The following is a 12137-nucleotide window of genomic DNA, read 5'->3' on the forward strand; positions in this document are numbered from 1 at the left end:
GATTATGAATGTTGATCTGGAGCACTACAACCGAGCGCTTGCGCTGATGTATCATCACTGTCGTGAAGTAAATCTTGCTGTTCTGGATTTTTATCTTCTAGCACCTGCGTAAAAGATATATCTCCTCCAAAGATATTCTCTTGTGATTGATCAGTTGTGGTTGTTCTTGTTGAATTTGGACTACTTGGTACTAGAGTAGTGACATTAAGCGGTTCTGCAGGAGCAGACTGCTGTGCTTGACTCTCATCTCTTTGTTCTACAGGAGCAGACTGCTGTGCTTGATTCTCATCTCTTTGTTCTGCAGGAGCAGACTGCTGTTCCTGATTCTCATCTCTTTGTTCTGCAGGAGTAGACTGCTGTGCTTGATTCTCATCTCTTTGTTCTGCAGGAACAGACTGCTGTGCTTGATTCTCATCTCTTTGTTCTGCAGGAGCAGACTGCTGTGCTTGATTCTCATCTCTTTGTTCTGCAGGAGCAGACTGCTGTTCCTGATTCTCATCTCTTTGTTCTGCAGGAGCAGACTGCTGTGCTTGATTCTCATCTCTTTGTTCTGCAGGAGCAGACTGCTGTGCTTGACTCTCATCTCTTTGTTCTGTAGCAGTAGTGACATTAAGCAAATCTAGCAATACAACTCTATCTGGTTCTGCAGGAGCAGACCGCGGTGCTTCATTCTCATCTCTTTGTTCTGCAGGAGCAGACTGCTGTGCTTGACTCTCATCTCTTTGTTCTGTAGCAGTATTGACATTAATAAAATTCGGAAATACAAATCTATGTTGTTCTACAGTAGCAGACTGCTGTGCTTGACTTTCATCTCTTTGTACTGCAGGAGCAGACTGCTGTGCTTGACTTTCATCTCTTTGTACTGCAGGAGCAGACTGCTGTGCTTGACTTTCATCTCTTTGTTCTGTAGCAGAATTAACATTACTAAAATTCGGAAATACAAATCCACAGTTTGATAAAAAAGTATTAACAACTACTGGTACTGCAGTGTCAACTTGCGGTTCTAGATTCTCATCTCTTTGTTCTGCAGGATTAGAGTGCTGTGCTTGATTTTCATCTCTTTGTTCTGTAGCAGAATTAACATCACTAAAATTCGGAAATACAAATCTATGTTGTTCTACAGGAGTATTGACATTAATAAAATTCGGAAATACAAATCTATGTTGTTCTACAGTAGCAGACTGCTGTGCTTGACTTTCATCTCTTTGTACTACAGTAGCAGACTGCAGTTCTTGATTTTCATCTCTTTGTTCTGCAGGAGTAGACTGCAGTTCTTGATTTTCATCTCTTTGTAGTACAGGAGTATTGACATCACTAAAATTCGGAAATACAAATCTATGTTGTTCTACAGGAGTATTGACATTAATAAAATTCGGAAATACAAATCTATGTTGTTCTACAGTAGCAGACTGCTGTGCTTGACTTTCATCTCTTTGTACTACAGTAGCAGACTGCAGTTCTTGATTTTCATCTCTTTGTTCTGCAGGAGTAGACTGCAGTTCTTGATTTTCATCTCTTTGTAGTACAGGAGTATTGACATCACTAAAATTCGGAAATACAAATCTATGTTGTTCTACAGGAGTATTGACATTAATAAAATTCGGAAATACAAATCTATGTTGTTCTACAGTAGCAGACTGCTGTGCTTGACTTTCATCTCTTTGTACTACAGTAGCAGACTGCTGTGCTTGACTCTCATCTCTTTGTACTACAGTAGCAGACTGCTGTGCTTCATTCTCATCTCTTTGTACTACAGTAGCAGACTGCAGTTCTTGATTTTCATCTCTTTGTTCTGTAGCAGTATTGACATCACTAAAATTCGGAAATACAAATCCACAGTTTGATGAAAAAGTATTAACAACTACTGGTACTGCAGTGTCAACTTGCGGTTCTAGATTCTCATCTCTTTGTACTGCGGTATCAACTTGCGGTTCTAGATTCTCACCTCTGTGTAGTACAGTAGCATTATTTTCAGGAGCATCATTTTCAGGATCATCATTGCTTTCTTGCTGCGCAGCAGCATCAACTGTTGCGGTAGATAAATCACTGTTAACAGAAGAAGTTATATTCAATACCCCCCTACCTATTGGAGCTAACAAAGAAACAATAAAATCAAAACACCTATGAATACCACTTACTATCCTACCAACCACGGTTGGTTGATTTTGTTGCGTTGTACTATAAATTGAATCAGTGTTAATACTATTCAAATAAAGCATACGATTATGTATAACAACACTTATTGGCAATATCTCGTAGTTAAAAGGGGATACTGGAAAATATAGTATATCCGCACCATTTTGTATCCTCCAATGACTCTGCATCAAGAATGTTCTAAGTTGTGATACCCATAAAGGTGTATTATTAACTGAAGCATCAGCAATACCAGTTTCAGCATTGGCAACACGATCATTGGTAGCAGCATTGGCAACACGATCATTGGTAGCATCATTGCTAGCATCATTGGCAACACGATCATTGGTAGCATCATTGCTAGCATCATTGGTAGCACGATCATTGGTAGCACGATCATTGGTAGCACGATCATTGGTAGCACGATCATTGGTAGCACGATCATTGGTAGCACGATCATTGGTAGCACGATCATTGGTAGCACGATCATTGGTAGCACGATCGTCCTCAACATTAAATGTTGTATTAATTTTATTGGAACTATTATTAAAAAATCTTTTATTCATATATATAACATCTTAAAATACAGTAAATACAACAATTATATTAATATATATTAATTATATTTACAAGATTTATCATTAATAAATCTTAATATTTAATACATTATTTAGGTGTCTCCTAAACAAATATTGACATTATATACTAAAGCCTAGCCCCCTTAGATTTATTATTATTAGGAGATCTACTACCCACCATATCAGCTGATGGCTTTTTCGAAGCTTCTGTTATATTGTTTTTTACTACACTAATTAAATCATTTGAAACTACCATTTCTTTATTACTATTTTTTGCTACTTCTCTCTGTAAAAATTGATAATGTGATTTAGTAATAGGCAAAGTAACAACTTCTTGTTTGCTATCATTATTAGTAATTTCTACATACCCACATGCATCTTCGCTATCACCTGCAAATTTCATAGTAATTGGAGCTTTAATTGAAGATACTTTACCTAATTCATTATATTCTACTGAGAAATACAATCCTGTAGCCTTGTCTAACTCATTACCATTTTTATCGCAAGCAACAAATAATAAACTAACATCCTCCCCTCCTTCAGCAGGGAATTTTACATTCCTATGTAATACATCACTGCCATTAATTTTTGTAGAATTATAACTTTTTTCAATTAATGTTTTTTTCCCATTTTCATGATCTTTAGGATGAGAAATTTCATATGATATAGGATCTTTTGTAGGTTCAGGGTTCCAGTCTAATCTCTGTAAATCATCCTCGTGTGATTCTATAAAATTATTAAATGATTTTGTATATTCTGCCTGTATTTTCTCTTTAAGATTAGCATCAGTATTTACTGCATCAATTTTATCGATTAATTCCCCTAAATTAGGAGAATTCTTATCACTATTAGTTAATATAATTTCTTTTACAACATTATAAGAAAGCTTATCTACTTCAGGATCTTCATCAGTAAATTTACAAAATGTTTTACGACATGAAATATCTGAAAAATCTTTAAATTTAGTGAGATCAATATCTCGAAAAACATCCTGATTATTAAATTTCTTATCAAATTCTTGATTATCTGAAACAAGATGATCCCAATGTTCTAATATTCCAGATTTGAGAAGATCAAATTGCTTTAAATAATTTTTCTCTAACTCTGATTTAAGTTTAGGATCACGTATAGCAAAATTAGCAAATGTTCTACTATCAGAATTATCTAATGTCTGATCAACTTCTTGTTTTGGTTCGGTTGTTTTTTCTAATGTTAATCCCTTGATATCAATTCCTGCCGCTTCTTTTTCTTTTACTACTTCTACTTTTTGTGTTTCTTGTGCCTGTGTGTGAGTTCCTATAGCTGTTGCTGGTTGCTGGAGATTAACTTCTTCTGCTTTTGCTAAATCCAGTATTGGATTTACTTTTGCTGCTGCTCGTGTATTTGCTTCTACTTCTGCTTTTGCTTCTTCTCCTCTTTCTTTTATAGCTTGTTTACTTGCCTCTTTTTCTGCTGTATTAAACATATTTGCTACCGAACTTAATGCTTCTTCTTCTCTTTCTTGTATAGCTTGTTTACTTGCCTCTTTTTCTGCTGTATTAAACATATTTGCTACTGAGCTTAATGCTTCTTCTCCTCTTTCTTGTATAGCTTGTTCATTTGCCTCTTTTTCTGCTGTATTAAACATATTTGCTACTGAACTTAATGCTTCTTCTGCTCTTTCTTTTATAGCTTGTTCATTTGCCTCTTTTTCTGCTGTATTAAACATATTTGCTACTGAACTTAATGCTTCTTCTGCTCTTTCTTCTGCAGTGATATCATTCTCATTTTTTGTTTCTGTATCAGCACCAAACCAAGTCCGAGGATTATACCATACCATAACACACCTAATATTCTTTATTATTACTTAATCTATTAATGATTTTTTAATATATTATCTATAATAAACATATTTTGATTAAAATGCAATATCTTCAATATTTTAGTATCAACTATTTTTCTGTATTGTATGAATTATACTACATAGTGTATTGAATCTACAGATAGTAGAAAAAACATCTAAAATTTATACAGTAATATTGTATAAATAAGTTAGTTATAACTGTTATAGATATTTTTATATATTACTGAATCTCTAATTAATTCTTGATGGTTACCAGAGGCAACTATTCCTCCTTTGTTTAGAACCAAAATGTAATCTGCATAATTTATTGTTGAAGACCTATGAGCTATTAATATTATTGTTTTATCAGGCAAATTACTTTTAATATTATTTAATATAATTTGTTCATTAGCATTATCAAGAGCATTGGTAGCTTCATCTAATAATAAAACTTCCGGATTATATAATAATGCTCTAGCTATTGCTATACGCTGTTTTTGTCCAGCAGAAATTTTTATACCTCTTTGCCCTACTTTTGTATCCAGACCGTGAGGTAATTTATCAGAAAATTCATCGATATTACAAATTTTTGATACATGTAATACATCTTTTTCATTTGCTTCTGGCCTAGAAAAGATAATATTATCTCTTATAGTACCAGAAAAAATCATAGAATCCTGAGGTACATAAGCTATTTTGCTTCTAAGAAAATTAATATCTAGATCTGCTATATTTTTATTTCCCAACTTAATTACTCCAGATTGTGGTTTATAAAACCCTAATAACAAATATATCAAAGTGGTTTTGCCAGAACCAGAGAATCCTACTATAGCATTAACTAGCCCAGGATTAATGGATAATGATAAATTATTAAATATTTGATTATTGGATCTAGATACATATGTAAAATTCACATTTTCAAATATAACAGCAACAGAACTTATTCTATTATATTTTGTAGTAGCAATATCAATATTTGAATTATGGTGATAATAATTTTTCAAATTTACAATTCTATCCATTGAATGTAAAGATTCCTGAATACTATGAAATAACTCTGCTATCCCAGCAGCATTAAACCCTACAATAAGGGTATAATATATAAATGATACCATGTCTCCAGCTTGAAGTTTTTGATCTGAAATTTCGATACTACCTATCCATATAACCAATATCACAACCATAGATATCGCAAAAATAGCCAACGCAAAAAACAATGATCTCACCTTCAATCTTACTTTAGCATTTGTGAGAATAGTAGTTAATATATTATTAAATTTTTTAATAGCATTTTGTTGCTGATTGAATGCATATAAACTCCTGATAGATAACAATGTTTCTTCAGTATTACATACTAAAATATCTTGAGCTGAGTTGAATTCTTGTGATAATTTTTTAACTTTTTTACTCAATTTTAGTAGAGGAAACAGTAACAGTAATATACTTAATAATGAAATACAAGCTAACTTAAAATTAGATATAAACATTAATATCAATCCTCCAATTAGCATTAAAAAATTTCTAATGAAAAATGATAAAGAATTTATAATAAACTGTCTTACAGATTCTGTATCGTTATTTAAACATGAAATGACATTACCTATCTTCAATTCTTCAAACAATACAATATCTAAATTCATTAAAGAATTGTATAAATCAGTTTTTATATCAGTAATGATCTTAATACTAACAAAATTGATAAAATAAGATCTATAAAAGCTACCTATAGTAAATACTACAATACATAAGATAATATTTATTACAGATCTATTAATAATATCTTGCCTATTATGTTTTAGACCTTCGTCAATCAATACAGAAAAAAATTTCCCCATTATCAGAGTAGCAATAACCACAGATATCAATGCAATAAAAACTACCACTAAATCTTTTCTATATTTTTTAAAATATTGCACTAAATGCTGAAAACTACTAAACACAAAGTCAGACTATTAATCGTTTAAAAATGATATTATGAAAATAATGCTATATTAAATTCTATAACTTAAATTGCTCTTGCATTATTTTAGTTTCAAAACTAAAGTTTGGATTAAATAATAACTCAATATACTTTAGACTATTTGAACTAATAGATACTTCCTTAATATCTAAGAATTCTTTAAAATCCGCCACCACGCTTGTAGGCCTTTTTTCTGGTTCTAAATTTTTAAGGTTGATAACCAATTTATTAGAAATAAGTGCTCCCTTCCACCTTCGTGGCCTGAATGGACATATAGGCGTAATACAAAGTAATTTTGATTCTATAGGTACTATATGCCCACCGGCAGACAAATTATAAGCGCTACTGCCTGCAGAAGTAGCTACTAATATCCCATCTGCAAACAACTCCTGCATTACCACTGAATTATCTATACTAATAACAATTTTTGCTGTTTGGTTACTCTGTCTAGACATTACAATATCATTAATAGCCAAAGAGTGATATATGTTATTAGATGTATCTTTAGCTATTATTTCTAAAGGATATAAATAAGTTGATTTAGCATTTTGTAAATCATATAAAAAACTTTCTTTATAAAAATCATTCATCAAAAACCCTATTGTACCAGTATTAATACCATAAAATGGTATATTTAGATGCATATATTGATGTAAGCCACGAAGAAATTCTCCATCCCCACCTATAATAACAATTATGTCAGCATTTTCTGGTTCTACCGGACAAATAAAAGACTTCAAGATATCAGATATCTGGCCTGACCTATAATGCTTACTTTGAACAATGGCAATATTATTAGTATCATATATCATATTATTTATCAGTAATTAATCATTCAGCAAAGTCTATTACGGACATTTTTAATGTTTCTATTTCGTTTCGAATTTCTATTGCGTTTTCAAAATCAAGATTTGTTGCAGCTTTTTTCATCTTAATCTGTAATTTATTTATATATTTTTGTATATTTTTGATATTAATATTCTTTTTACCTAATATTTTATTCTCTGATTTTGATATATTAGTCATTTTATTAAAATGGTCTAACTCATAAATTTTATTCTCTACAGTTTTAGGGATAATAGAATTTAATTGATTATACTCTTTTTGAATTTTTCTTCTATAATTAGTGATATCAATAGCTTTTTTAATAGATTCTGTTAGATTATCTGCATAAAGTATTACTTTTCCATTAGCATTTCTTGAAGCTCTACCTATAGTTTGTACTAAAGATACTTCAGAACGCAAAAAACCTTCTTTATCAGCATCCAATATTGCAACGAGCATACATTCTGGAATACTTAATCCTTCTCTTAATAAATTAACTCCAACTACTATATCAATCACTCCTTCTTTTAAATCTTTAATAATCTGTACTCTCTCAAGAGTTTTTATGTTAGAGTGTAAATATTCTACTTTTTTCCCTAACTCTTTTAGATAATCTGTAATATCCTCAGCATTTTTTTTTGTTAAAGTAGTAACGAGTACCCTTTGATTTAACGATACAATATGATCAATTTCGTATAGAAGATCCTCTACTTGGTTTTTTGCTGGTTTAACAATACATTCCGGGTCAAGTAATCCAGTAGGACGTATAATTAAATCTACGATATGTTTACCAGATAAATCTAATTCGAACACACTCGGAGTAGCAGATACAAAAACTGTCTGAGGTCTGTATTCTAACCATTCTTCAAATTTTAAAGGCCTGTTATCAAGAGCCGAAGGCAACCTAAATCCATGATCTACAAGCGATGATTTTCTAGCTCGATCTCCATTATACATTGATCTTATCTGAGGTATCATCACATGACTTTCATCTACAAATAACAATGCATCTTCTGGGAGATATTCAAACAATGTAGGAGGAGGCTGCCCTACACTTCTGCCTGTTAAAAATCTCGAATAATTTTCTATTCCCTTACAATTACCAGTAGTAGATAACATCTCTATGTCATAATTAGTTCTCTGAACTAACCTTGTTTTTTCTAAAATTCTATTTTCTTTCTCTAAGATTGCACTATATTCTCGTAATTCTTTTTTGATTTCGATAACAGCATTATCTATAGTAGATTTTGGTGTAACAAAATGTGAATTACCATATATCACAACCATGTCTAGCGATTTAATTGTATTGCCTGTTAATGGATCAAATTCATAAATTTGTTCAAGCTGATCTAAAGAAAAAACCAATCTCCAAGCAATATTAGAATAGTGCGAAGGAAATATATCAATAACATTACCTCTAACTCTAAAACACCCTCTCTGAAAGGCAACATCATTACGGGTATATTGCAAATTTACAAAATTTGAAAGCAAAGATTCTCTTTTATAAGATTTAAACTTTTCTAATGTAATTCTCATTTTCAAATACAGGTCTGGGGAACCAATCCCGTATATGCAAGATACTGATGAAACAATAATTACATCTCTGCGCTCCAATAAAGATCTAGTAGCAGAATGGCGCAACAAATCTATATATTCATTTATCGAAGCATCTTTTTCAATATAAGTATCTGTTTTGGCTATATAAGCTTCTGGCTGATAATAATCATAATATGATACAAAATACTCAACTGCATTATTAGGAAATAAGTACTTCAATTCTTGATAGATCTGTGCAGCTAAAGTTTTATTATGCACCATTATCAAAGAAGGCCTATTAAGTTTAGCTATAATCTGAGCCATGACAAATGTTTTACCAGAACCTGTAATGCCCCATATCATCTGATTTTTAGTATTTTTTGTAATAGAGTCTACAATATAATTAATAGCCTTTGGTTGATCTCCTGATGGGCCATAATCAGATTTTAGATCAAACATTTGTACTGACATTGAAATAATTTATTTATTTAATCAATAGATCAATACTTAAAATATTCATAAACAAGTTGCAATAAGTTTAAAATTCAGTTAACATTAATTTGTATATTATTTTATAAACACTTGTACAAACATCAATTATATAAGTAATTTATGCAAAAAGAAATCATAATCTACACTACTGATCTTTGCCCGTACTGTATTAAAGCTAAAGAACTTTTCAATAGCCAAAAAATGCAATACAAAGAAATTTTAGCTTCAGATGAACAAACGAGAAATGAAATGTTAAACAAATCCAATGGCAGAAAGACTGTACCTCAAATATTCATTGGAAATGAGCATATAGGCGGATTTGATGAATTATACAGACTATACAAGGAGTATAAACTAGAAAAATTAGTGAATTGTTAACATAACTTTCAATTTAAATAATATTTACAAGTTTAAATCCAGTAAAATGTCTGAATAATATATTTTCATATTATTCAGCTTTGAATATTCTAGTATAAACTGCGGAATGTTGGTTTCAATAAATTCTGAGCTGGCCTTTTTAAGATTTTGATTTAATATTTGTTTAATTTGTAATCGGTACTGGTCTAGCTCTATCCTAATATTAACATAAGATACATTTTTTACTGAAGCTGGCATTTGAGTGACAAAATAAAAATCCCCTAAGTTATTGCTATAAGTCAGACCATTACCTTGAAAAGAAGATGGATTATTTTCTATTAGTTCAGTATCTCTAAATTTTGTTCTTAAAGGAATATATGGGTATTTTCCTTTATCATCCAATTGCCAAATAAATATCTTAGCATCTGAAACAAATTTACGATTTCTAGAAAATACTTTACCAAATATAATAATCTTATTACTATAATGGTTCTCCACTTCACCAGTTGACCTTAATAAATTGTTATTAGTAGCAAAATTTTTAGGTTCATAATTATTAATAGTATTTTTTTCTATTCCAGATATATAAACATTAACATTCACATCATTTACCGCCGCATTTACTGCAGCATTGACATTTGTAGTATTACCTGATGTATCACCGTTAGCTAGACACATATATATAAAACTACTAAATACACAAAATATTGTAAAAATTCTTAAACTATGTTTTAAAATAAATAACATAAAAGTAATATCTATAACTTATTAAAATATAACATTATACTAATAACTATAGTATAGATAATCTTAGTAGAAGTATTATACATTGTATAAATCCTGTATTAAATCATTCATGTAGTATAAACCACACGACTTTGAATTAATCCATCTTGCTCCTATCAATGCCCCATTAGCAAGAGCAGACCTATTCATAAATTGATGTTTAATTTCAATTAGTTCATTATCATCAGCGAATAATACCGAATGAATACCAGTAACTCCACCTGCCCTTATGCTAGATAGACTAATATTGTTATTTAATAATTTTTTTTTAAATTGATCACATTTTGTGAATCTCATACCATTTTTTTTATTAATCCTGGCTGATAGTACAGAATCCGCTACTAAAAATGATGTGCCTGAAGGAGAATCTCTTTTTTGTTTATGGTGTATATCAATAATTCCTACATCATGCTCTTTTAATATAGCTGCTATTTTTGCTGAAAAAATACTAATTAAATTCATACCGATACTAGTATTTTCTGTATATAATATCGGTATTAACTTTGAAGCTTTATTAATTAAACTAAAATGTTTTGCAGCCAAACCTGTTGTGCCTATTACTAGCTTAGTCCTGGATTTTGTAGCATAATATAATAAATCAGCAACTATATTAGGAGTAGAAAAATCTAATACAATATCTGAATTCTCACAAAATACTTCTAGATCTGAAACAGAGTTTTTACTATTAAATAACCCAGTGATTAGATATTCATTAGTACTGCTATTATTAATTATAGTTATAATAGATTGACATAATTTACCTGTATAACCACAAAAACCTAATTTAATAGCCATTTTAATATATCATGTAGCATTCATTTCACATAATCTCAACTAAATATTACTGATAAATATTCCATTTTTTTAACAATTTATCAATAGTACCATTTTTTTGTAAATGATTTATAGCATCATCAATCATAATCCTAAATGGATATTTTTTACGCATAGCAATTGAGAATTTAGTTTTGGCTTCATTTAAGATAAAATATGTAAGTTCTGGATGTGTATCAATAAAAACTTCTGCTTGTGATTGTTCTAAAATTATTGCATTTGTTTTATCACGCAATAAAGCTTGAATTGATAATAAATTATTACCAAAAAAATCTACATGGGATTTATATCTTTTAGTAATATTACGCGCAATATTAGCAAATATAGTACCCAACTGTACTGAAATAATTTTATCACCCAAATCAGCAACACTACTATAACCAGATCGTTTTTTAAAAATCAACACAGGTACTGTTTCTAGATAAGGTATAGAAAAATCAACTCTTTTTTTACGTTCTTTAGTTACACTAAGCCCTGCAATAACTAAATCTACTTTTTTACTTACTAAGCTAGTAATTAATCCTGAAAAATCAATATCTTTAAATACTAATTTCATATCAAAAGACTTAGCTATCTCCTTCATAAGGTCTATATCAAAACCTACTATTTGTGAATTTTGTATAAATTCATAAGGAGGATTATCCGCACTAGTACCAACCACTAAAACTTCATTTCTAGAATCTTGAACTTCACTACATCCAATAACAAACAACAAAAAAATAGATACCAGCTTATCCAAAAAAATATATCTTAAAAACTTGAACATAAATTATTGATGTTAAGTGCTAATAAAACCACAAATAAAGAAAACAAC

At 30.4% G+C, this 12137-nt stretch carries 9 protein-coding genes; 1 reads left to right on the plus strand and 8 read right to left on the minus strand.

What is annotated here, in order from left to right:
• Positions 1-2: 2 nt before the first annotated feature.
• From IHI24_RS00900 to uvrB, 5 genes are all read right to left on the minus strand, one after another.
• On the minus strand, positions 3-2699 hold the full coding sequence (locus IHI24_RS00900; RefSeq protein WP_194966188.1) for a hypothetical protein: 2697 nt from the start codon (positions 2697-2699) through the stop codon (positions 3-5).
• A gap of 139 nt (positions 2700-2838) precedes the next feature.
• Positions 2839-4530 carry a Sca4 family protein gene (locus IHI24_RS00905; protein ID WP_194966189.1) on the minus strand — a complete coding sequence of 564 codons (1692 nt, stop codon included), beginning with the start codon at positions 4528-4530 and terminating at the stop codon, positions 2839-2841.
• A gap of 212 nt (positions 4531-4742) precedes the next feature.
• On the minus strand, positions 4743-6473 hold the full coding sequence (locus tag IHI24_RS00910; protein ID WP_194966190.1) for an ABC transporter ATP-binding protein: 1731 nt from the start codon (positions 6471-6473) through the stop codon (positions 4743-4745).
• Positions 6474-6531: 58 nt separating this feature from the next.
• A complete protein-coding gene (locus IHI24_RS00915; RefSeq protein WP_194966191.1) occupies positions 6532-7305 on the minus strand; it encodes an NAD kinase in 774 nt (257 codons plus the stop codon).
• A gap of 19 nt (positions 7306-7324) precedes the next feature.
• Entirely contained in the window at positions 7325-9325 is a 2001-nt protein-coding gene (gene uvrB, locus IHI24_RS00920) for an excinuclease ABC subunit UvrB (RefSeq protein WP_194966192.1), read from the minus strand.
• A gap of 141 nt (positions 9326-9466) precedes the next feature.
• On the opposite strand from uvrB, the gene grxC reads away from it, so the two are divergent.
• Complete coding sequence (gene grxC / locus IHI24_RS00925; RefSeq protein WP_194966193.1) at positions 9467-9724, plus strand: glutaredoxin 3; 258 nt, start codon at positions 9467-9469, stop codon at positions 9722-9724.
• A 24-nt stretch (positions 9725-9748) separates the two neighbouring features.
• Here the strand turns inward: grxC and IHI24_RS00930 are convergent, their stop codons facing one another.
• From IHI24_RS00930 to IHI24_RS00940, 3 genes are all read right to left on the minus strand, one after another.
• The gene (locus tag IHI24_RS00930; RefSeq protein WP_194966194.1) at positions 9749-10381 is read right to left on the minus strand and encodes a peptidase associated/transthyretin-like domain-containing protein; all 633 of its coding nucleotides are present in this window, start codon (positions 10379-10381) and stop codon (positions 9749-9751) included.
• A gap of 144 nt (positions 10382-10525) precedes the next feature.
• Positions 10526-11284: a 4-hydroxy-tetrahydrodipicolinate reductase gene (gene dapB, locus IHI24_RS00935; protein WP_194966195.1), complete on the minus strand. Its 759-nt coding sequence runs from the start codon at positions 11282-11284 to the stop codon at positions 10526-10528.
• Between the two features lie 46 nt (positions 11285-11330).
• On the minus strand, positions 11331-12089 hold the full coding sequence (locus tag IHI24_RS00940; protein WP_194966196.1) for an ABC transporter substrate-binding protein: 759 nt from the start codon (positions 12087-12089) through the stop codon (positions 11331-11333).
• Positions 12090-12137 lie beyond the last annotated feature (48 nt).

This window comes from Rickettsia endosymbiont of Cardiosporidium cionae (assembly GCF_015476335.1).
In the GTDB taxonomy this organism is placed as follows: domain Bacteria; phylum Pseudomonadota; class Alphaproteobacteria; order Rickettsiales; family Rickettsiaceae; genus JADHZC01.

Bases quoted from the DNA above. Each gene is read 5' to 3' on its own strand.
- IHI24_RS00900 (WP_194966188.1), bottom strand. From the start codon at position 2,699: ATGAATAAAAGATTTTTTAATAATAGTTCCAATAAAATTAATACAACA.
- IHI24_RS00905 (WP_194966189.1), bottom strand. From the start codon at position 4,530: ATGGTATGGTATAATCCTCGGACTTGGTTTGGTGCTGATACAGAAACA.
- IHI24_RS00915 (WP_194966191.1), bottom strand. From the start codon at position 7,305: ATGATATATGATACTAATAATATTGCCATTGTTCAAAGTAAGCATTAT.
- uvrB (WP_194966192.1), bottom strand. From the start codon at position 9,325: ATGTCAGTACAAATGTTTGATCTAAAATCTGATTATGGCCCATCAGGA.
- grxC (WP_194966193.1), top strand. From the start codon at position 9,467: ATGCAAAAAGAAATCATAATCTACACTACTGATCTTTGCCCGTACTGT.
- IHI24_RS00930 (WP_194966194.1), bottom strand. From the start codon at position 10,381: ATGTGTCTAGCTAACGGTGATACATCAGGTAATACTACAAATGTCAAT.
- dapB (WP_194966195.1), bottom strand. From the start codon at position 11,284: ATGGCTATTAAATTAGGTTTTTGTGGTTATACAGGTAAATTATGTCAA.
- IHI24_RS00940 (WP_194966196.1), bottom strand. From the start codon at position 12,089: ATGTTCAAGTTTTTAAGATATATTTTTTTGGATAAGCTGGTATCTATT.